The sequence below is a fragment of the Hymenobacter sp. HSC-4F20 genome, assembly GCF_019599275.1.
Classification (GTDB): domain Bacteria; phylum Bacteroidota; class Bacteroidia; order Cytophagales; family Hymenobacteraceae; genus Hymenobacter.
The window spans coordinates 227488-249447 of sequence record NZ_JAHZTD010000004.1 but is presented as its reverse complement, the minus strand read 5'-3'; the positions used below and the strand labels follow the sequence as shown (position 1 = coordinate 249447).

General features: G+C 57.6%; 16 protein-coding genes. 3 read left to right on the top strand and 13 right to left on the bottom strand.

Annotated elements, in window-relative coordinates:
• Nucleotides 1–26 precede the first annotated feature (26 nt).
• The 11 genes from K3G63_RS19770 to K3G63_RS19720 all read right to left on the bottom strand — a co-directional run bounded on the left by K3G63_RS19770 (nucleotide 27) and on the right by K3G63_RS19720 (nucleotide 16276).
• Nucleotides 27–260, bottom strand: coding sequence for a hypothetical protein (locus K3G63_RS19770; RefSeq protein WP_220615864.1), 234 nt, complete (start codon nucleotides 258–260; stop codon nucleotides 27–29).
• A gap of 161 nt (nucleotides 261–421) precedes the next feature.
• Nucleotides 422–2614, bottom strand: coding sequence for a prolyl oligopeptidase family protein (locus K3G63_RS19765; RefSeq protein ID WP_220615863.1), 2193 nt, complete (start codon nucleotides 2612–2614; stop codon nucleotides 422–424).
• A gap of 111 nt (nucleotides 2615–2725) precedes the next feature.
• Nucleotides 2726–3400 (bottom strand): hypothetical protein, encoded by a 675-nt coding sequence (locus K3G63_RS19760; protein WP_220615862.1) that lies wholly within the window; start codon nucleotides 3398–3400, stop codon nucleotides 2726–2728.
• Between the two features lie 122 nt (nucleotides 3401–3522).
• The gene (locus tag K3G63_RS19755; protein ID WP_220615861.1) at nucleotides 3523–4983 is read right to left on the bottom strand and encodes a hypothetical protein; all 1461 of its coding nucleotides are present in this window, start codon (nucleotides 4981–4983) and stop codon (nucleotides 3523–3525) included.
• A gap of 134 nt (nucleotides 4984–5117) precedes the next feature.
• A complete protein-coding gene (locus K3G63_RS19750) occupies nucleotides 5118–6629 on the bottom strand; it encodes a hypothetical protein (RefSeq protein WP_220615860.1) in 1512 nt (503 codons plus the stop codon).
• Nucleotides 6630–6778: 149 nt separating this feature from the next.
• Entirely contained in the window at nucleotides 6779–10246 is a 3468-nt protein-coding gene (locus K3G63_RS19745) for a hypothetical protein (protein WP_220615859.1), read from the bottom strand.
• A 191-nt stretch (nucleotides 10247–10437) separates the two neighbouring features.
• Nucleotides 10438–10866, bottom strand: coding sequence for an IS200/IS605 family transposase (tnpA, locus tag K3G63_RS19740; RefSeq protein WP_220615858.1), 429 nt, complete (start codon nucleotides 10864–10866; stop codon nucleotides 10438–10440).
• Between the two features lie 115 nt (nucleotides 10867–10981).
• A complete protein-coding gene (locus K3G63_RS19735) occupies nucleotides 10982–12430 on the bottom strand; it encodes a hypothetical protein (protein WP_220615857.1) in 1449 nt (482 codons plus the stop codon).
• A 107-nt stretch (nucleotides 12431–12537) separates the two neighbouring features.
• Nucleotides 12538–12930, bottom strand: a complete 393-nt coding sequence (locus tag K3G63_RS19730) for a hypothetical protein (protein WP_220615856.1) — start codon at nucleotides 12928–12930, stop codon at nucleotides 12538–12540.
• Between the two features lie 188 nt (nucleotides 12931–13118).
• Nucleotides 13119–14480 (bottom strand): hypothetical protein, encoded by a 1362-nt coding sequence (locus K3G63_RS19725; RefSeq protein ID WP_220615855.1) that lies wholly within the window; start codon nucleotides 14478–14480, stop codon nucleotides 13119–13121.
• Between the two features lie 794 nt (nucleotides 14481–15274).
• Nucleotides 15275–16276: a sugar phosphate nucleotidyltransferase gene (locus K3G63_RS19720; RefSeq protein WP_220615854.1), complete on the bottom strand. Its 1002-nt coding sequence runs from the start codon at nucleotides 16274–16276 to the stop codon at nucleotides 15275–15277.
• 223 nt (nucleotides 16277–16499) lie between these two features.
• Here K3G63_RS19720 and K3G63_RS19715 point away from each other — a divergent pair, with 223 nt between their 5' ends.
• The 3 genes from K3G63_RS19715 to K3G63_RS19705 all read left to right on the top strand — a co-directional run bounded on the left by K3G63_RS19715 (nucleotide 16500) and on the right by K3G63_RS19705 (nucleotide 18455).
• A complete protein-coding gene (locus K3G63_RS19715) occupies nucleotides 16500–17078 on the top strand; it encodes a LemA family protein (RefSeq protein ID WP_220615853.1) in 579 nt (192 codons plus the stop codon).
• 88 nt (nucleotides 17079–17166) lie between these two features.
• Nucleotides 17167–17622 (top strand): TPM domain-containing protein, encoded by a 456-nt coding sequence (locus K3G63_RS19710; protein WP_220615852.1) that lies wholly within the window; start codon nucleotides 17167–17169, stop codon nucleotides 17620–17622.
• Between the two features lie 29 nt (nucleotides 17623–17651).
• Nucleotides 17652–18455 (top strand): YgcG family protein, encoded by an 804-nt coding sequence (locus K3G63_RS19705; RefSeq protein ID WP_220615851.1) that lies wholly within the window; start codon nucleotides 17652–17654, stop codon nucleotides 18453–18455.
• Between the two features lie 85 nt (nucleotides 18456–18540).
• Here the strand turns inward: K3G63_RS19705 and K3G63_RS19700 are convergent, their stop codons facing one another.
• Nucleotides 18541–21075: a T9SS type A sorting domain-containing protein gene (locus tag K3G63_RS19700; RefSeq protein ID WP_220615850.1), complete on the bottom strand. Its 2535-nt coding sequence runs from the start codon at nucleotides 21073–21075 to the stop codon at nucleotides 18541–18543.
• A gap of 119 nt (nucleotides 21076–21194) precedes the next feature.
• Nucleotides 21195–21806 carry a 3'-5' exonuclease gene (locus K3G63_RS19695; protein WP_220615849.1) on the bottom strand — a complete coding sequence of 204 codons (612 nt, stop codon included), beginning with the start codon at nucleotides 21804–21806 and terminating at the stop codon, nucleotides 21195–21197.
• Nucleotides 21807–21960 lie beyond the last annotated feature (154 nt).

Sequence of the window (21960 nt, the reverse complement as noted above, 5' to 3'; positions counted from 1 at the left end):
GTTGAGCACGTGGCACAAAGGCCGAATTACATGGTAGGCTGCATCTTCTTGATGTCCTCGGTGGCATTCACCGCATTGATTTCGCGGGTTGCTTCGTTGGCCGAAGGCGTTTTGCCACCGGTAGTGTCGGGAGCGGCCGGGATGGGAGGCAGCGGCGTGGTGGCTACATCTTCATCCGATTTAATATCGGGGTTGCTGCACGAAGTAGTGGAGAGCAGCAGCGAACCGGCCAGCAGACCGAACAGGAATGTTTTTTTCATATCTGAAAGCAAAAGAACAGAGGCAATTACGGGAGTTGCGGCCGCGAAGATACGGCGGTGGGTTGATAGTGCCTAGTGCTTGGTGCGTAGGGCGCGGCGCCTTCGCTGGTTTACTGGCTAAGCCACGCTCCGCTCCAAGCCCTGGGCCCGAAGCCCTACCCCTACTTCCGGTACGGATGTACGCCCATGTTCTGGTAAGCAAACGCCCAGATGTCGGCCCATTCCTCAATCTGGAGCTTGGTGCTTTTGCCGGCGCCGTGGCCCGCATTTACATCCACCCGAATTAGTTGGGGGCGCGAGCCTTCGTTGGCAGCCTGCAAGGCGGCGGCAAACTTAAAGGAGTGCGCGGGCACTACCCGGTCGTCGTGGTCGGCGGTGGTAATGAGGGTAGCGGGGTAGCTGGTGCCGGGCTTGAGGGTGTGCAAGGGCGAAAACCGGTACAGGTTCTGGAATTGCGCGTAGTTGTCGGAGGTGCCGTACTCGGGGGCCCAGTTCCAGCCGATGGTAAACTTCTGGTAGCGCAGCATATCCATCACGCCTACGGCCGGGAAAGCCACGCCGCAGAGGTCGGGGCGCTGGGTCATGGTAGCACCTACCAGCAGGCCGCCGTTGGAGCCGCCGGCCATAGCCAGCTTCTCGGTGCTGGTGTAGCCGGTTACTTTCAGGTATTCAGCCGCGGCAATAAAGTCGTCGAACACGTTCTGCTTGTTCGGCGTCATGCCGGCCTGGTGCCAGGCCTCGCCGTACTCGCCGCCGCCGCGCAGGTTCGGAATGGCCAGCACCCCGCCATTTTCCAGCCACAGCATGCGCGCTACGCTAAAACTCGGAGTCAGGGAAATGTTGAAGCCGCCGTAGGCATAGAGGTAGGTAGGGTTCTGGCCATCCAGCTTCACGCCTTTCTTGTGCGTGATGAACATGGGCACCTTCGTTCCGTCCTTGCTCTTATAAAACACCTGTATGGTTACGTAGTCTGCGGGCTTCACATCCACCTTAGGCGCACGAAATACCGTGCTGGTGTTCGTAGCGAGGTCGTACTTATAGATGGTAGTGGGGTAGGTAAACGAGGTGAAGGCGTAGTACACCGTTTTGGCGTTGCGGCGCCCCCCGAAACCGGCCGCCGTGCCAATGGCGGGCAGGGCTACGTCGTGCTTGAACTCACCCTTCTCCGTGTATACTTTCACGAGGGAGCTGGCATCCTTGAGGTAGGAAGCCACCAGGTAGCCGCCTACCTGATCTACGCCTTCGAGCTTGTTTTCCGTTTCGGGCAGTACCTCTTTCCAGTTGGCTTCCTGAGGCTTTTTGGGGTCGATGAGCACCACGCGGTAGCGCGGGGCCTTGTAGTTGGTGTACACCAGCAGCTGCCCGCCCACGTTGCCCACCACGGAGTTGTTGTACTCGTAGTTGCTGATGAGGGACGTGAAGCTGTTGGCCTGCTTGGGGTCGGTGAGGTCGCGCACGGAAAGGCGGTTGCCGTCGGCTTTGCCATCAGTGAGGTAGAGCACCAGAAACCGCTCATCCTCGGTGGTGCCCACGGTGCGGAAGCCCAGGGGCATCTTGGGGTCCTCGTACACCAGCTTATCGGCGCTCTGGGGCTTGCCGAGCTGGTGGTAATACACCTTATGGAACTCGTTTTTGCCGGAAAGCTGGTTTTCACCCTTCTTTGGCGCATCGTAGCGGCTGTAGAAGAAGCCATCCTTGTACCAGGCCGCACCGGATACTTTTACCCACTGCAATTCATCGGGGAGGGGTTGGCGGGTTTTCAAGTCCAGCACCTTTAGCTTCTGCCAGTCGGAGCCGCCGCCGGAGGTAGCGTACGCCAGGTAGCGGTGGTCGGTGGAGAAGTAGGTACCGGCCAGGGCCGTAGTGCCATCAGCAGAGAACTTGTTGGGGTCGAGGAGCACGTCGGGCTGGCCTTCCTGGCCATTTTGCTGCACGTACAGCACGGCCTGGTTCTGGAGGCCGTCGTTTTTGCTGAAGTACAGCTGCCCGCCTTCTTCCTCGGGCACCCCAAACCGCTCGTAATTCCAGATGGTGGTAAGCCGGTCCCGGATTTTGTCGCGGAACGGAATCTTCTCCAGGTAGCCGAACGTGACTTTATTCTGGGCCTCAACCCAGGCTTTGGTTTCGGGCGAATCGAGGTCTTCTAGCCAGCGGTACGGATCGGCTACGGTAGTACCGAAGTAATCGTCTTTCTGGTCTGTTTGCTTGGTTTGCGGGTATTGCAGCACGGCGGAGGAGGATGAAGTAACGGCCCCTTTGGCGGAAGTAGCCTTCGCGGCAGGAGCACCAGACTGGGACGAGCGGCAGGAAGCCAGCGCGGCCAAGGCTAGTACGGGAACAAACAGTTTTTGCATGGGCATACGGTGGGAATGCGCCCAAGATAAACACGCTAGCCGAAGCCGCCGAGTCAGCCAGCCGCAATTCTTGCTACCCCTCCCGACTTCCCAAACCCAAGCTTGATGCTTCTAGAACCGGCCTACCTTCGGAATTACCTGAATCAGAAAGCGTTTGTTGTCACCCTCGCGGCGGCCACTGTAGCGGCCGGTACCGTAGAAGCCGCTACCTCCAATAATCAACTCAATGCTGCGGTCCTGACTGAAATTCAGCCCGTTTTGCTTCCAAAGGTTCAGTAGGTTCAGGGCGCGGCGGTAGCTGAGCTGGTAGGTGGTTTGCTCCTCGCGGGCGTTCCGTGGGTCGCCCTGGGGGTAGCGCGCGGCCATGCCTTCCACAATCACGAGGTAGCGCACGGGCTGGTCGGTTTTGATGTTTTTGAGCACGGTGCGCAGGCGGCGGCCCGCTTGCAGCAAAGCGGGTTTGTAGGCCTCCTGAATTTCGTCGCGGCCGGCCTTGAATTGTACCGGCACCAGCAGCTCGTGTCGCTCGTTGGCGGGGTCGTAGCGGAAGTAGCGGCCCTCCAGCTGCTGCAAGGAATTGCGGATTTTGGTAATCTGCTCCAGCTCGGCGGCTTTTACCTTCAGTTCGCCGTTGGCCTTTTTCAACTCCCCTTCCCGGTCTTTGAACAGCTTGAAGCTGTACACAAACAGCACCAGCATCACCACAAACAAGGACGTCATCAGGTCCACGTAGCTGGGCCAGAAGAAGTCGTTGCTTTGGCGGTTGTTGAAAGTGGAGTTGTTCATGTTTTACAAAGTTGTCATCCTGAACGGAGCAAAGGACCTCTACTTAGGGTAATTAATTTGCTACCCCAACGAAACGGTGGAGGTCCTTCGCTCCGCTCAGGATGACAAAGATTTAGCTTCTATTACTGTGGCCGCACGCCACCAAACAGCTTGTCCATAAACCGCTGAAAACGGTTCTTAGACGTAGCCTTTACCAGCACCGTGTTCAGGTTGGAAAGCTCGGAGAGCAGCTTGGCCTGAATCTGCGAGTCGAGTTCAATTTTGCGCAGTAGTTCGCGCTGGGTGGCCGTGACGTCGCGGCTGAGGTCGGCTTGCTGGGTGTTGAGGTTCTGGAAGGGCTCCAGCTGTTTCAGTAGCTTCTCGAAGATGTTGTCGGCGTTGAGCTTGTCGAAGTACTGCTGCCACTTCTCGTAGGCCAGCTGGGCCTGCCGCTCATTGTAGGCCAAACGCTGGTTCATGACCTCGGCCAGGCCTACCCCCGCCTGGTCGATGTGCTGCTCGGCGCGGTCCTTGAGGTTGCGCAGCTCTACCTGGTGCTTCTGGAAGAAGTCGAGCATAAGCTGCACCGAGTTGTTGTTGCCGCCGATGTACTGACCCAGGTCGTTGATGCCCTTCTCGAAGCCGCGCAAACGGTCTAGGATGTTGTTCACGCTCTGCGCCGACTGGTAGCCGTTCTGTAGCATTTCATTCAGCCGCTGCTGGTAGCCGGTGAAGGCTGCAAACATCTCCGCCGACTCGCGCACCTTCTCGAACACGAGAATATTGGCGGCGGCCATTTTGTCGTAGCCAATGGTATCGAGCCGCTCCAGGAAATCACTCTGCACCCGGATGTTCTGGGTCACCTTGTCCATGAGCGGATTAAACAGCTCCACTTGGCCCACAAACTGCTGGTTAAACGCATCCAACACCGATTTCAGGTTGGTGAGCGAGCTGGCCATATCGGCGTGCAGCACGGGTAGCAAACGAGCCTGCAGGAAGGTGTAGTACTGGTTCTGGAGCCGGTCGAGCTGCTGGCGGGCCTGGCGCAGCACGCCGTTGCCGAGCAGCGTCAGAAGCAGGCCCACGAAGGAACCCGTCATGGCAATGAGTACGCCGGTGAGAAAAGGAGTCAGGGCATTTTCATCCGATACGCCGTTGCGGGCAATACCCATCAAACCTAGAATAACGCCCAGGAAGGTACCCAGCAGCCCCAGGTACAGGGGCGTGGCTACGGTGGCCTGCACCTCATTGTCCAACACTTCGCTCTGGCGCTCCGATATGTCCTTGAGAATACCGAAATCGGCCGCGGCGCCTTTATTGTGGCGCAGGTAGTCGTTGGTATCGAGCAGGATTTCCTGGAACTGCGGCGAGGCATTTTCGGCCTTTACCAGGCTGGTAGCAAAGGATTCGGGCGGGGCGTCGGCGGCGTACTCGGGCAAGTCGCGGCCATCGGGCAGCACAATGCGGTGCTCCACGCGCAACGTTTCCTTGGGCGGATACAGCGCCGCCAGTTGCAGCGCGTTGGCCCTCGTCTTCAGAAACGTACGGATCTGCAGCCCAACTACCACGGCCACTACGGCTACTTCGAGAATGATTTCAAGCATACAATCGTAAATAACGCCATTCTTCGCCGGTCATCCTGACGAAGGAAGGACCTCATCACGCTGGAACGGGTCGATCAGACGATACTCGTTCAGCCGCGAAAAGGTCCTTCCTTCGTCAGGATGACGGGCGCAGTTTACTCAAATCGGATAGCCGCCTTCTGCTCAATCTGCCAGGAGCCGCCCACTTTTCGCAACACGCCTTCTTCTTCCGTCACGATACGGGTAACGGGGCCCGCGGGCTGCTGATACTTGCAGGCCTCGCGCAAGGAATACTGAGCACTCTGGATAGCGTAGGCGTGCACCGCCGGGTTGGAGGTTACGCTGAAGGTAGCCAGCTCGGGCCACTGGGGGTCAAAATAGATTTCGTAGATGCTGTCGTGCTGGGGCTCGTCGCTGAAATCATACTCGCTGAAAGCTCCGTTCACAGGCACCTTCACGTAGCGCGTTTGCGGCAGGGCGGCAAGGTTGGGAGCCGCTTGGGGGGTAGCGGGCGGGGTAGGAAGTTGCACCGGAGGCACCAGGCTTTCAAACTCCTCGCGGGGAGAGGCAGAAGGCGGTCCTGCTGGCGTTACCGGCGGCACTGCCGACATTTCAGCCGGTTGAGCTGGCGCGGAATAGACAGCTGCTACCGGTGGAGCAACGGGCACTACGGGCGCCGATACTTCGGGCGCAGGCTGCGGGGTAGCAGGCTGCACTAGCGGCTGAACGGGGTTTGATGAATCGGAGGTAGCACTGCGCTCGGGCGCAGCGGTAGAAACCTGACCGCGTAGCTTCTTTAGCTCTTCTTCTACGCGCTGCTGCACCAGCTTTTCTACCTCCCGCTGTTGGGCAGGTGTGAGGCGGTCGGCGGGCGGAGGCCCGGCGGCTCGCGGGCCCCCGCTGGCTGGTGAGTTTTGCAGGGCTAGTATTTCGTCGCGGCGCTTATCAATGCGGGCACTCAGCTCCTTCTGAAAGGCTCCGATGTTTTTGCGCATCAGGGCATACAGCACCAAACTCAGCAGGGAAAGAATAAGGGCAAGGGGTCCGAAAAACTTGTTCATTAGACTTTCTCCCGCTCCACTGTTTGTTTGAGCAGTGGGGGTAGCAACGCCGGCTTCATCGAGGCCCGCATCGCCGGGCGCAGCTGCCGCGGTAGCTTCGTCGGTGGTGGCTGTTGTGTCAACCGTTTCGGCCGCCGACTCGGTAGAAGCCAAATCCCCGATGGGCGTGCCGTTTTGCACATAGCCGTTCAGGGCCGCCTCCAGCGTGGCTACGCGCTGCATTCGGGCGGGGTTGGCCCGGCGGGCCGGCGACGACTTCAGCCGATTAATGATTTCGGTGGTCAGCTTCTGCAGACGAGACGAATTGGAACCCAGCCCCTTGTACATAGTACCCCGCGCCTCCAACGGCTGGTAGAGCGCTGAGTATACCCGCTGACTATCCGGCTTAATGCTATTCTCAAACTCCTTCAGGGAGCTGCCGCACCGCAGGCTGCTCTTGAGGTTAGGACGACCGGTATCCTCGTATACAAACTTGGCCGTAGCGCACCAGATTTGCACCTTTTGCTCATCCAGTGTAGGCTGGCCGAGGGGAGTTTGAGCGTGGCTGCCCGCTGCCAGAAGCAGCAGACCAGTAAGCAAAGAAGCAGCGCGACGGGAAAGGGTCATAGGGTGTTGGGTAGAAGTTCGGGAGAGGCTAGAAGTAAACGGTAAACGCGAAACTGGGTCTGATATATAAAGCCAGCAACTGGTTTCCTACGGTTTCCTGCTTGGGAGAACTAGGGAACCAGTTGCTGGCTTTAACAAGACGTTGGTAGCTAGGCCTGCAGCTCGCGGCTCAGGTTGTACAGGGCCTGTTTCAGCGGCAGGAAGAACAGGGTTTCGGGCAGAGTTTCGTCGGAGGAAAGCTGGCGCTGAAACTGGTGCAGGCCCAAGCTTAAGCTGTCCTCGATTTCACGCTGCAGACTATCCTTCACGCGCTGACGGTCCACGTCTACGCCTACTTCGCGCAGGTAGGGCGCTACTTCGTCGCCTTCCAGCACCAGCGTGAGATAGTTGCGCACGTTTTCGAGCACCGTGTTTTTCAGCTCGGCATCTACCTGATTCAGCTTCAGGCGCTGCTGGTTAAGCTCGGTTCCTTCCACAGCGCCGCTGTACTTCACTGGTTTGATGTTGTCGTAGTCGGAAGTGTTGCTCTTTTCCTCGAACAGCACGCCGCCGTTGGTAGTAGCTTCTTTGGGGTTGTCGGCCAGAATAACGCGGAAGTTGTGGGGCGGCTCGGTGCCGGTTACAGCGTGGAAAATGGCCTTCGTAATCTTCTCGATGGCCACCAGGGAGCTGCCACCGGCCAGCAGACGCAGGTAGAGGCTGCCTTTGCCCGAGAAGCAGAGGTAGCGCGGCGTTTTCAGGCCGAGGTGCTTCACCAGCTGCGCCGTGTGGTAGATGATGCTGGTGTAGTGCAAGTAGAACAACACCCGCAGCTGCCGGCCTTTGCCGAGGCCCAGGGCCTGGGTAAAGCGCAGGGCGTCATCGTATTTGAATAACAAGCTAGTCACGTCAGCAGAACCAAAATCGGTGTTGCTGAGCGCGGCACGCAGGTAGCCTTTGTATTCCTGGTTTTGCTCGGAGTCGGGCAGGCTTTCGACATGACCTACGCCGAGGCGGAGCAGACCGTTTTGCTTGGGTGCGCCTTGTACACGGGCGTAGCCGTCGCCCCACAGGTCGTCGCCGGCGAAGCGGAACGAGGTACTGTAGGCGGGTTTCTGGTCCGCAAAGAGCAGCAAGTCAGTGGTACCACCACCGATGTCGATGTTCACCACGTTTTCGTCGCGGTTGGGGACTACCTGGTTGGTGGCGGTGAGGTAGTAGTACGGCGCTACCGATTCGGTGAGGCAGATGGTGGGGCGGCGCGTCTTGAATACCTGCTGGAACGACTCGTCCCATACCTGCTGGAACTGGTTGCGCAGGAAGCCATCAAAGCTCAGCGGCGCAAACCACACCACGCGGGTGTCTTCCAAGATGCCGCCGTGCAGGGCCGCCTTGTGACGGAGCAGCAGCAGGATTTCCTTGAAAAAGGCCTCAATGCGCGACACGCCCTGTGGGTCCAGCTCCGCCGACCACTTCAGGTTGGTAATGAAGCGGTTCTGGGGCAGCTCCGAAGCGTTTTCGGTGTTGATGCTGAAGCCGATATTAATGTTGCTGAGCACCTTGGCGGGCTCATTAGCAAACGACGTTGTTTCGCAAACGGCCGTCCGAATCGGAAACTCATACACCGAGCCGCCTTCGCCCACAAACGAGGGCACAAACTCGCGGTTCTGCAGGGTAGCAATGTAAGTCCAGATTTGGCCAGCACCGGTGCGGTAGCGCTGGGCTGCCGAGAGGCCAGCATCGGCTACCGGCGCATGAAGCCACTCTACCTGCACATCGGCCTCCCCAATAGTCAGCGGACGCGGGTGCGCCGTGGGCGAATCGGCGTAGGCAATGTGGGTGTTGGTGGTACCAAAGTCCACCGCGAAGGTGAAGCGGCGGGTGCCTCGGTCCAGCTCACGCCAGCGCGGCACGAACAAACCCCGGGCCGGCTCTGCGCCAATGGTGGCCGGCGGGCAGGTTAGTTCCACTAAGTCGAAGTGCGTGCCGGTTACCTCATAGTAAGTGCTGCCGGCAGTGGCCATGCTCTTCTGGGTACGCTCGTAGCGAGTGGCGCGGCGGGCGGCACCTTGCTCCGTGATTCGCTCCCCGTTCACGAAGAACTGCAGGTCGTAGCGGCGGCTGAGCATGGTGGGCGAGTTATCGGCATCCACCAACATCACCTTGTAGAGGTCGTTGTACTCGGGCTGGTAGCGCACCTTGTAGAAGGGGAACACGCCCACGCCTACGGTGGCCTTCACAATGCGGCCCTTCTCCAGAATCTCGCGGCCCTGAGCATCCTTCGGGTTCTGCGGATTGGTGTAATAGCTGCGCTCGAAGGTGATGAAGCGTCCCGCCTGCACCGGCACCCGCAGCTGCACGCGCACGTGGCTGAGGTCGATGGTGAAGGTGAGCAGCTCGGCTAGCTCATTCTCCGTGAAGTACTCGAAGAAGGCTTGCTTTAGTGGCAGCAGGTAGGGAAAACGAGCACGGCCTTGCCCGTCGGCCCCATACTGGAAGGTTACTTTGCCAGTGTGGAAACGCTGGGTATTCAGTTCGTAGGGCAGCTCTACCAGCGAGTCCTCCAGCAAGTCGCCTACTGTGAGGTAGGGGTACTTGAAGCCTTTGCCGGGTAGTACCCGGTTTTCCAGGGCTACTTCATCGTGGTAGGGAACCGGCGTGCGGTCGTCCCAGGGCTGGCCGTTGAGGTAGTTAGCGCCGGGCATTGTCAGGTTGGGGCGCAGTACCAGTGGCCTAGGCCGGCCAGCAATAGCCTCCCGCGTGGGCTGAATGAACAGGTCGGAGCTGGTCACAGCCGACTGGTCAGCGCGGCCAGGCAGCGGCACGCCTTTCACGCTCACTAGGTTGCCGTGCACATCCACTAGGGCGGGGTAGCGGGCCGCAAACTGCTGCGCGCTCCGGTCGCCCTGCATCTGGAGCTGGTTGATTTTGCTGCGGTCGAGGCCTGCGTACACGCTGCCGGCAAACTCGCGGCGCTGCAGCTGCGGGTAGGCTAGGAACAGTTCGTACACGAACTCCCGGAATTGCGGGTCACGGTCTTCGAGCAGCACAGTTTGCTTGTCGAAGTAGTGGCCGCGTGCCTGCGGGCGCTCTAGGTCTAGGGGCTGCACCTCGGGCCCGGTGAACAGGATGGTTAGCGGCGAAGTGCCGCCCAGCAGGCGCGTGCCGCCCGCCAGCTCCGGCGACTCATAGTACACCAGATACATGTCGGTGAAGTCGCGGAACCGCTCGTCCTGCATGTACAGCTGCAGCGTCTCGCCCAGCAGGCGCGTGCCCTCCTCCTGCCGCATCCGGCGAATTTCTGCCTCCGCATTCCAGCGGCGCAGCGTGATTTTGCGGCCGGCTTGGGTGTAGAGGTGGTAGTTGTAGAGCAGCTCCAGCAGATCCCAGAAGTGGGTTGTCAGCTCGTGGTACACCGAGCCGGGATTGCGCTGCCCTTCGCGGGCCAGGAAGTCGAACGCCGTTTCAAACAGGTGCATCCGCGCAAAGGGCGTCGGGATGCTCACGGCTAGGTTGCGTGACTTGCCGCCCGCGGGGTCCGTAACGGTGTTGATTTCGGTGCTCGTTACCGGCGCCGTTTTCTGCCAGCCTTGAACCTGCTGGGAGCCATTATTATGTAAGCGAAGGACTTTGGCCATGTTGTTTTCCGGGGTTCCCAGGGTTGAAACCCTGGGCTAGTTAGCGGTTCTGTTCTTGTTTGGCGGATGGTGCGGGGCGTGGTCGGTGCGGGTGTCCCAGGGCTAAAGCCCTGGGCTATGGAGTGGGCCGTTCTATTTCCGCTGACTAGCCCAGGGCTTCAGCACTAGGACGCCCGCGTCGTCTGCATAGCTTATGGCACCCTAGCTAATTTTTCCAGCATTTCCATTTCCTGCCAGTAATCCTGCTCCTGATGATGCTTCTCCTGATTACGAATGTAGTTACGCACCCGCTCGACGTGTGACGGGCTGACTGAAAACGCACCGTAGCCATTCTGCCAGCCGAAGGTAAAGTCGGTTAATTGCTGCTCATTCACCCAATATGCACTTTTACCCTTCAGTTGCTGCATAATCAAATCCAACCGGCTCGTAGTGCGCAGTGAGAGCAAACAGTGCACATGATCATACACGCCATTCAGAAAATCGAGGTGAATGTTATCCTTCTCCGCGATATGGCGAATCTGATTGAACAGCACTGGTTTCAGATCTGGTGTGAGCCACGGCTGCCGATTTTTGGTAGCCCATGTAACGTGCACCCACAACGACTGAAAAACGTGGCTCATGTTGATTTCTCGATGTCCCAGGGCTGAAGCCCTGGGCTACGTAGCGTTCAGTTGACACTCGTTTGCCTACTGACTAGCCCAGGGTTTCAACCCTGGGCCACCCGCGCTGCCAGGGTTACACGACTTTGATTTTCTCCTCAAACGCTTTGTCCGTCACATCATAGAACAGCTCCAGCATCTTGCGGAAGTTGTCAGGTTCCTGGATGGACTTCTCGGTTTTGTTGAGGTTGTCGAGGAGGTAGTTATGGCTGAGGCCTTTGTTAAAGAAGTCGTTCCACTTCTTCTCAACGGGCTTGCCGAGGATCATGGCGTTGAAGTCGTCAGTCTGCAGGTCGAAGGGGCGGAAGGAACGACGGTTCTGGGCCAGTTCCTGCAGCCACTGGTCTACGCCGGAGTCGGGGCTGTGCAGGAAGGTATTCAACTCCCGGAAGATGGGCTCGTTGCGCATGGCGTAGTCCAGCTTCAGGTTGTCAGCGTACGGCGCCTTGTCGGTGGGCAGGTGCTGCTTGTGGTAGCGCGTGAAGTACAGGAACTGCGTGAGTTGCTTGGCAATGATTTCGCGCGACTCATCGGGCAGGTGGCTGAACTGAATTTCCGGCGCATCGGCCTGCAGGCCATACTCGTGGAAGTGCGGGCCACCGGTGCGCAGCTCCGCGGGCGAGTAGCGCATGAAATCCACGATGCTCAGGGCCGCCAGCAGCTCAATTACGTGGGCCTTGTTCTTCTGCTGAGTGCCGCCGGGCTGGTTTTCGTAGGGCGTATCGGGCGTGTCGGCGAGGTAGTACAGCGCGTCGAGGCCTTGAAGGTTGTGCTCGTAGTAACTGAGCGCCGCCTTCGTTTTTGTCAGGAAGTTATTGGAGTCGATAACGGCGTTGTCTTCGCTTTGGAGGGCGAAGTAGGGCATCACCGTCACGGCGCCAGTGGGCGCGTCGCGCAGGTAGCGGGCGTTGCTGAGGCGCGTGTTGGTGTCCTTCAGGTTCTTGAGCATGAGCGGGAAGCCCGCCGCGCCCGTACCACCGAAAATACTCGACACGAAGAACACCCGGTCGCCATCCTGGAAGTTATCCGCGAAAAACCGCATTTCGGGACTTTCCACCAGCTTGTTGAGCACAATGCTGCCCACGTTCGGGGAGCCGCGGAAGCCAATGGTCAGGGGGCTTTCCAGGTTATCCTGGGTGAACAGCAGGTCTACAAGGCCCTTGGAGTCCACCGACAGCCCATCGTAGCTCAGGTATTGCCGGAAGCTCTGGTTGATGCCACCGAAGTCGAAGATGAAGGTATCCTTCACCGAGCCGTTCACATCTTGCGAAATACCGCTCAGCGTGCTGATATCAGTTTTGAAGAAACCTTCTTCGCGGGGACCGAGGCGCTTATAGATCTGCTGGTAGCTCTGCAGCAGCTGCACCGTACGGTTCATGTCGCCGTTGTGGGCGTCGGGGTCGATGATGATGGGCACTACCCGGTCGCAGTTGGGCAGGTCAACGCCCGCGGCCAGCAGCATGGTGAGCGAGCGAATCACGCGGGAGCCCGTGCCGCCAATACCGAATAAAAAGAGTTTAGCCATGAGAATTAGAGCTTAGACCGTGAGAGCTTAGAACTTAGACCGCGTGCTGACAACAGCGCCACTAGAACAGAGTCTAAGTTCTAAGCTCTCACAGTCTCACTTCTACATTAAAAGGGAGTAGTGCTGGCGTTGGTGGAGCCTTTACGCAAAATCAGGGAGAAGAGAAAGAACCAGAACAGGCCCAGGATAGCGTTCCAGGTAGCCAGCCAGTAGATGTAGCTATGGTCGGTGACCTGCTGCGCGTGAGCTTGCCCAATGGCTAGCCCGAAGGCAATCAGCGCATTCAGCACCAGGAAAATAGCCCAGTGCCGCCCCTTATTAAAGGTAGCTACCCCTAGCGCCCGGTTGATGACGTAGTAAAAAATCACTACCAGCGCCAGCGAAATGCCCAAGTTGAGCAAGCCGATGTTGGGGAATACGACGTCACGGTACACGGGCGTATCAGCAGGGGGCTGCGGAGCACCAATGATTTCGTAGATGGAGCGGAAGAGTGCTTTCATGGAAGGAGGTAACGCGAAGCTTCCGCTCCGCGGCTCGTTGAACGATATGGGTAGGGCGAAATTGTGGAACGAAGGGCCGCCTCACGGGGCTAAGGCTACGCCACTTCTGGTGCTTACTTGAACGAAAATCGTTCCAACTGGTACAGGCTTATAAGAGAGGCACAGCAAGGCAAAAGGCTTGCTTACTGTTATTCAGCGGGTTGCAGCGTTAGGGGCAGCTCAAAAATCGGGCGCTTATCTTCTCCTTGCCGCTCCAACCCATCGAGTAAAGAGCTTAGGGCAAAAGTTTTGGCGGCTGGCGTGGCATCATTCTTAGTAGTCCACTGCGCAACCCAAGCCGGACGCTGATCCTGTAAACGCAAAACCAACGGCCGAGCAGCCTTGGGCTGTCGGGTTAAGCCTACCTTCACAAAGTGGGTAAACCGGCTCTCCGGGCCGCTGCTGGTACGGGTTTGGTCGGTGGCAGCAAAAACAGTCAGCAGCTTGGCATCAGTATCCACCCCTTGCAGTTTAAGGTTTTGCTTGAGGTAGGCTACGTCGTGGTATTGCCCGGGTAAGCCCGCCAGATCAAGGCCGACCACAAACTCTACCGGCTGCTGAGCAGAAGCTTCGCTCACAGCAACTACGCGGTACGTATCGGCGTTGCGCTTGCTGGCCCCGGCATCGCCGTAGTACCAGCTGCCTTTGTTCTGGAATTTGTTGAGCAACGAATACGTAGGCTGCGGATACGTAACCCCGAAATGTGCTTGCTTTGCCGGCTGTTTTTCCAGTAGGGCATTATCAAATTGCCGCACTGCATCGGCGGGCCCTACTACCCAGATATAGTACGGAATTTCAGTGTCGCAGCAGTTGGTTTTTTTGCCGGAAGCAACCAGCGCCGGGTAATACGTGCCACGAAAATCCGACGTGTATCCGTACACCGACACGGCCAAATCCGGATGCTCGCCACTGCGGGAAAGAGCGTCGGCAATGTCGGTTTTGATATAAGGAATGGCGCCAGCGTTCCTTGGGGAGTAAATGAAGTCCGAAATGAGCACACTAACGGTGCCGGGCTGGTAGTAGCGGCTCATCAGCGTATCCAGCACCGAAGGAATATCGGTGCTCTTGGCGGGCTGCTGAATACCGCTGCGCACGGTGCCGGAAATTCCCTGGTAGGAGTCCTTGTATGGCTTCTCCTTAATGCGGAAAAACGTCTTTTGCCGAGCCGCACTGCTGCGGTTTACTTCCGACAGAAACTGGGCTACGTGCTGCTGAAACTTGGTATTCTCGCCGCTGGCTCCGGTTTTTGGCATAAAGCCTTCCATCGAGCCCGATACTTCCAGAAACACATTCACTGCCTGCAGCGGCTGAGGGTTCGACTCTGCCGCGGGGGTAGCGGCCGGAGCCGCTGAACCAGGGGCAGGTGGTTCTGCGGGCTGCGTAGTGGCAGGCGTTTCGGTAACAGCCCCTTTCTCCGTTTTCATATCGGAGCGGGAGTAGCAGCCGGGCAACAGGGCAAGGGAGAGGCCCAGGGCGGGCAGAAGGCGGGAAAAGGGCGTGAGGTGGCGCATCGGGCTAAAGTAACGACAATCTATCCTTAGCGGATACATAAGGTCAAGAAGAGTGGTTACAACTTATGGCACACCCTGTGAACCCCAACAGCCGAAAGCCTTTTTCTTGTTGCGCTTCACCAGTCTTCTACTAGCTATATAGCATCTTGCTGTGTTCTGTTTTCAGCTCTTATTCCATGACAAATAATAAGATTCTAATTGTTTTTTTCTCTAGTTGCATTGCTCCTTATATTCAACTCCTTAATTCACCACGCAATTATTCTTTATTACTAGACTCACTCTCTTATTGTGCTTAATCATTACTTCTTCTATTTTATCTTATCGTTCTCGATTTAGTAGCAAAGTCATTATTTACCCTGCCCTAGGAGTAATAGCTGTGGCTCTATACTTCGGTTGTATTGAAGTAATACAGCAAGCGGGTGATTATATCTTATTTAAGAGTGAACAAAAGCACCCCCAAAAATTCGTCGGCCAACTCAAAAGCTCTGCTAACCCGCATGAGATACGGGTATCGGCGGCAGACTACCCTTTACCAAACGTTAAAGAGTATATAGTATTGAATAAACAGACCTTCTTATTCGTACAAGGAGGACAATCGAGCTTTTCAGTTTGAGGAGTAGCGTATTCAGAGACTGGCATAAATCCCATACACAACAACGCCCCTATGGATTATTGGAAAAAGCTGGATGATAAGTGGTATATGTGGTTGCAATACGAAAATTAACAATAGCGGATAAATGAGCGGGGCACTGTTAGTTAACAGCGCCCCGCTCATTTATCCGCTATTGTTAATTTTAGCTATAATCTATTTCCGTGTTGTCGCCGATGTTGAGGCTGTGGCGGGTACCCTTGAACAGCGCGTCGGAGCCCACAATGCAGTCGTGCATCACGGCGGAGCGCAACTCCGAGTAAGAGCCAATGATAGATTCGCTCAGAATGGTGTTCTTGACAATAGTCCGGTCGCCGATGGCTACGTTAGGACCAATGATAGAACCCGAAATCTGACAGTCTTTGCCGATGCTGACGGGTGGAATGATGATAGTATCCGGAAACTCGGGGTACTCCTGGCGCTTCAGAAACTCGGGGCGGTTGAGCAGACGGGCATTTGCTTCCAGCAGGCTGTCCTTGCGGCCGCAGTCAAACCAGTTGTCCACGGAGGTCGTCACCATTTCGGCCCCATCCTGAATCATAAGCATGAGGGCGTCGGTGAGCTGAAACTCGCCGTGGGTACGCTGGTCCTGATCAATAATGCGCTCCAGGGCCGAGGCCAGCCAGTCGGGGTTGGCAATTTTGTACAGACCCACCAGCGCGTAGTTCGACTTCGGGATGCGGGGCTTCTCGACCACTTTCGTGACGCGGCCACCCCCTCCGGTTTCTACCAACCCAAACAGCGAAGGTGTTTTTACCTCCTTCACGGCCAGCACGTTGCCGGGTGCGCGCATCATCTCGGGAAGGTCAACATCTACAATGGTGTCGCCGAGCAAAATCAGAATCCCTTCCTGCTCGTGGCGGAACTGGTCGCGAGCCAGCCAGAGGGCATGCGCAATGCCTTCGCGCGGCTCCTGAATCACGAAAGTGGAGCGCAGCTGCGGATACTCGCGGCGCACGTAGCTTTCTACTTTCTCGCCCAGGTAGCCGATGATGAAGACGAACTCCTGCACGCCAGCTTCCACCAATCGGTCGATGATGTGGCCGAGAATCGTATTGCCGGCCACGGGCACCAGTGTTTTAGGCTGGGTGTGTGTGTGAGGGCGTAAACGTGAGCCGATGCCGGCTACGGGAATAACTGCTTTCATGCGAGAGAGAAATCGGGGAGCACCGACGTGCAAAATACGGAATCAACCGGGAGCACCGCCTATGACAACCGCACTGGCTTGATTTCGTACTTTGCTGCGGTGCAATGGGAAGTCATAAATGCCTGATTTGGTTTCGGGAAAATGACCGAGCCGTGTAAATCAGCATTGATAGCCTATCCTTTCGCCAACCTACTTCTTCATTTTTACCCTCTCCCAACCAATCATGAAACGCTTTCTGCTCTATTTCGCTGGCCTCGTACTGCTTCTTTCGCAGTCTTCGTGCGGCTACAACTCCATGGTTCAAAAAGACCAGGCCGTAAAGGCTCAATGGGCTAACGTGCAAAGCGCCTACCAGCGCCGCTCCGACCTGATTCCGAACCTGGTGAACACCGTGAAAGGAGCTGCCAACTTTGAGAAGTCTACCCTGACCGACGTGGTGAATGCGCGGGCCAAGGCCTCCAGCGTGCAGCTGAACGCCGACCAGCTGACGCCCGAAAATATTCAGCGCTTCCAGGAAGCTCAAAGCCAGCTCAGCAGCGGCTTGGGCCGGCTGTTGGCCGTATCGGAAAACTACCCTGAGCTGAAAGCCAATGCCAACTTCCAGGAGTTGCAAGCTCAGATTGAAGGCACCGAAAACCGCATCAATGTAGAGCGCAACAAGTTTAACACCGTAACCAACGACTACAACGGCTACGTGAAGAGCTTCCCCAATAACCTGTTTGCCGGCATGTTTGGCTTCCAGGAAAAGCCCTACTTCGAAGCCGATGCTGCCTCGCAGAAGGCTCCTACTGTTCAGTTTTAATAGCGGTACCAGTTGTCGGTTACCAGTTGCCAGTTTATGAGCTGCCGCTGCTGACCGGCAACTGGCACCTGGCAACTGGTACCTGATTATGACCAATCCTCTCACCCCCGAGCAGGAAGCGGCACTAGTAGCCGCCATTCGCCAAGCCGAGCTACGCACTTCCGGCGAAATTCGTGTGCACCTAGAGGACACCTGCCCTACTCCGGAACCGCTTGACCGGGCCGCCCAGGTGTTTGCCGAGCTGGGAATGCACCGCACTGCCCAGCGCAACGGCGTACTTTTTTATCTGGCTTGGCAGAGTCGACAGTTTGCTGTCATCGGCGACGCGGGCATTAATGCCGCCGTGCCCGATGATTTCTGGGAAATGGCGAAAGAACATGTGCTTGAACATTTCCGGGCTGAACGCTACGTCGCTGGGCTGGAGCAGGGCATTCGGTTGGTAGGAGAACAGTTGCGCCGTTACTTTCCCTACAACGCGGCCACTGACCAGAACGAACTCGACGACTCCATCTCGTTTGGCGGCACCCCGCCCCCACGCGCATGAGGTGCCTGTTTTCCTCTTTTCCGTATCGAATGCCTACCCTTCGCCTCTGGCTACTACCCCTGCTGCTACTATTCATGCAGCTGGCCGGGCTGGCCCAGAACGTACCACCCCGCCCTAATCCGCCCCGCTTGGTTAATGACCTGGCTGGTATGCTGCGCCCCGATGAAGCAGCGCAGCTGGAGCGCAAGCTGGTGGCTTACAACGACTCTACCTCTTCCCAGATTGCGGTAGTTACCGTACCTACCCTCGGCGACTATGATATTTTCGACTATGCCCAGCAGCTCTACCAAACCTGGGGCATTGGGCAGAAAAGTAACAACAATGGCATTCTGCTGCTAATAGCCCAACAGGAGCATAAGGCGCGCATTCACACAGGCTATGGACTGGAAGGGGCCGTACCGGATGCGTTGGCTAAACGCATTATTTCCAACACTATTGTTCCGGCCTTTCAGCAGGAGCAGTACTACGCGGGCCTCGACCGGGCTACCGACCAGCTGATTGCCCTGGCTAAAGGCGAGTACAAAGCCGACCCGGCCACCCAGCCCCGTGCCCAACGCAGCCGCGAAGATTCTAGCGGCTCGGGCATAGGCTTTTGGGTGATTATTGCCCTTCTAATTTTGTTTATCCTGTTCCGAAACCGGGGCGGCGGTTCCGGCAGGCGGCGCAACCGAGGCTTTGGAGGCGGCATGATGCCCCCCATTATCTTCGGTGACTTCAGCGGTGGCCGCGGCGTGTTCGGCGGCGGTGGCGGCTGGGGTGATGGCGGAGGAGGAGGTTTTGGCGGCTTCGGCGGAGGTAGCTCCGGCGGAGGCGGTGCCTCCGGCGACTGGTAACTTTCCGGACCCAAGCGCAAAATAAAAGCGGCTTCTTCAACTGAAGGAGCCGCTTTTGTGTGACTTAAGCTATCGAAAAAAATAACTACTCCACTACAACCCGGCAAGTTACCGGCCCAGTGGCGTAGGCTACCTCCAGCAGATAGACACCTGGTTTGATGTTGGGTAACCGTAACTTGTGCTCCGCGGCAGTCACTGGCTGGCTCACGAGTATTTTGCCAGTAATATCACGCAGGGCAAGAGAGGAAGGCTTGGCGGCGACATCCATGCTAATTGTTAGCACATCATGCACGGGATTGGGCGCAACCGTGAGGGCTGTTTGCTGGGAGCTGTTGCGCAGGTGCAGCACCTGGCCCTGCTGTAGCCGGGCAATGGCCAGTTGGGGCTGGCCAGCCACACTTTGAAACGAGCCAGCCACCAAGAATTTACCATCCGTCTGCACCTCCACCTTTGTAACTGTTGCGGCGGGTCCTTGGCTGGCCACATAGGTAGGATCAACAGCTCCATCAGGCAGCAGACGGCCAGTGCCGCCGCCGGGTAGGTTACCGCCCAGCAGCAGGCGCTGGTCAGGCTGCAAGGCGATGCTCCGAACCGTTACTCCTACCGGCAGCCCCGATACGAAGGAGGCATCAGCAGTGCCATTATCTTGTAGCCGCACAACGCCGCTGGTAGTTACGTTGCCGTATTTTACCAGCGTACCACCGGCCAGGAGCTGCCCGTTAGGGAGGGGCAGCAGGGTATTGACAAGGCTGTTGCCAGGAGTTAGGGCAAAGGTTTGGTCGAAGGTACCATTGGCCAGCAGCCGCCACACGCTACCAGAGGTATTCGAGGTTGCGTAGTAGCCTGCCACTGTCACGCGGTCATCGGGGTGCACCACTAAGTCGTTGATCGTGGCTGAGGTACCCGTCATTCTGAACGTATTGTCTACCTGCCCTGCAGCAGTAATACGCGCCAGCAGCTCTGGCCCCCCATTTCCGGCGGCAAAGTCGCCGCCAATCACGATGGCCCCGGACGACTGTCGCCCCATGCGCACTACGGATACTACGGTACTAGCAGGCGTGAGGCCGGTAGCCGGGCGGGGGAGTAGCGTTGGAGCAAAGGAAGCGTCGGGGGCACCGGTGCTCAGCAAGCGGGCTATGCCCCGGTGGTCGAAGCCACCGGCCTGCAGAAACCGGCCCGCCGCCAGCACGTTGCCGTTGGGCAGCAGCAGCAAATCGGAGACTGTCCCCCCCGTGAGCTGGGCATTGGCCGCATAGGTTTGATCCACGGAGCCGTCGGGGTTGAGACGCGCCAAGTTGCTCACGGCAGTTCCCCCAACTTCGGTGAAGGAGCCCCCAATAACTATTTTGCCGTCGGCTTGTCGTACGAAATCAGCAATGCTGCCTCCCGTTAGCAGGGTAGGCATAAAGTTGTAGTTGTAGCTTCCATCGGAGTTCAGCAGCCCTACCCCGGTAGGATTGCTGTTGGGAGTAGCATAGCGCATCACAGTACCTCCCACGAGCAGTTGTCCGTTGGCAAGCAACTGCAAAGAATACAACGCCCCTACTCCTTGCACCGTGCTGCTCTGGAAGTCAGGATCAACGCGCCCACTTGCCAGCAGCCGAACCACGCGCCCAGCGTTCTGGGAATTGAGCTGCATGGTGGGATGATACGCTAATACCACAATCTTACCATCGGGCTGCACCTGGATAGGGTCGGTATTCAGGTAATTGAAGGCATAGGTAGTCAGGCTGCTGGTTAAAAAGTTGGTATCGGTAGCCCCGGACGGGAGCAGGCGCAGCAGGTTGCCGTAGTTACCATTGGCGGAGATAGTGCCTCCCGACAACAGAATTTTGCCGTCGGGTTGCAGAGCCACGGCGGAAGCGGTGCCTGAGGTGGAATGAATATCAAAATTGGTATCCAATGATCCATCAGCATTGAGCCGGGCCAGATTCTTGCGGTAGGCAGCGCCTACTTTGTTAAAGTCGCCAGCGGCCAGCAGCTTGCCGTCGGGTTGCCGGGCCAGGGCGTATGGCTCTCCATCGAACCCAGCACCGGCGTCGGTAAAGGCGGCATCCCTTGAGCCATCTGCGTTCAGACGGGCAATGTAGCTGGCCGTTTGACCATTGAGTTGAGTAAAGTTACCGCAGAGCACAATTTTGCCATCGGGCTGCACGAGCAAGTCATTAAGGGACCCTCCGCTGTTCAGTGCAACACTCCCGGTAAACGACGTATCGAGCGTGCCGTTGGCATTGAGCCGCACCATTCCCACGCGGGTCTGGCCGCTTACCGTCATGGTATTGCCGTTGGAGCTTACCAGAATTTTCCCACCCGGCAGCTCCTCAATCATATAGGGAAACCAGGCGTTATTGGCTACGGCCGTATTAAAGGCTACATCCAGCGCGCCGCTGGGCAGGTAGCGCACCATCCGGGCTGCGGGCACCCCATCGGCCCGCAGAAACGTTCCGGTCACGATGCGGCTGCCGTCGCTGAACTGCCGGGCGGCATACACGGTAGCGGGTTGGTAGATGGCCGGAGCTTGAAACGTGGGGTCTGGCTGAACCTGCGCCCGCAGGGTAGTGGGCAACGTAACGAACAACGTAGGCAGGGCCAGGCACCAAGCAAAAGTAAAAACACGCATAGGCTAGGGAAAATAGAGGCAAAAACTTGTCGAAGGTACGCTTAAGTCCGTCTAGCTGTACCTCTTAAGTGCAAAACTTTTCCTTAGCATTCCCTCTGTATTACCTGAGCAGTACCGTGTTATTCTGACCCCGAAGCGTGCCCCATCTTATACACCGGGAGTTCATAGAACGGGCGCAGCAGCTGCACTACGTCGAGGGCGTCGGCCAGGGCTTCATGGGCCACGGTATCATCCTCAAAGCCGGCGCGGGCCTTGCAGGTTTGCATGGTCGGGAGGCGGGTATCCTTGCGCCAGTTGAGGTAGAAAGCGGCGGGGTCGAGCATGGCCGGTTCAGCTCGGACCAGCGTGCCGTAGCCCGGTAGCACACGCAGAAAGCCTAGGTCGTAGGAGGCAATGTTCTTGCCGGCCATGGTCACGGTTACGCAGTTCTGCTTATCTGTTTTGAAGCCCTGAGCCAGCAGAAACTCCCGCAGCTGCAACAGCAGCTCGTTGGGGGTGCATAGCTCGGGATTGGGGTCCTGGCGAGCCAGTTCCTGTAGCAGCCGGGCATTGAGGGCCAAAGCGCCGGCCGTACCCACATATTCGGGGTGGCGCACTACCCGCCGGAAAGTCGGCAGCTCCGGCAGGGGCCGCAGGCGCTTGGTGTCTTCTACCACGGCCGCCAACTCCAGAATCTGATGGCGCTGGGGGTTGCCGCCGGAAGTTTCGAGGTCGAGGGAGAGGTAGCGCATGTAGGCCTGTACGCCGAGGCCGCAGTGGGGTTAGACGTAGCCCTGCTGGCAGAGGCAAGTATTTACCGCCAGCGGGCGAAAAAGCATATGGATTTCCGCGTATGTTTGCTACACTAGCTTACCGCCCTATCCTTGCTCGTGCAGCCAGCCCCAC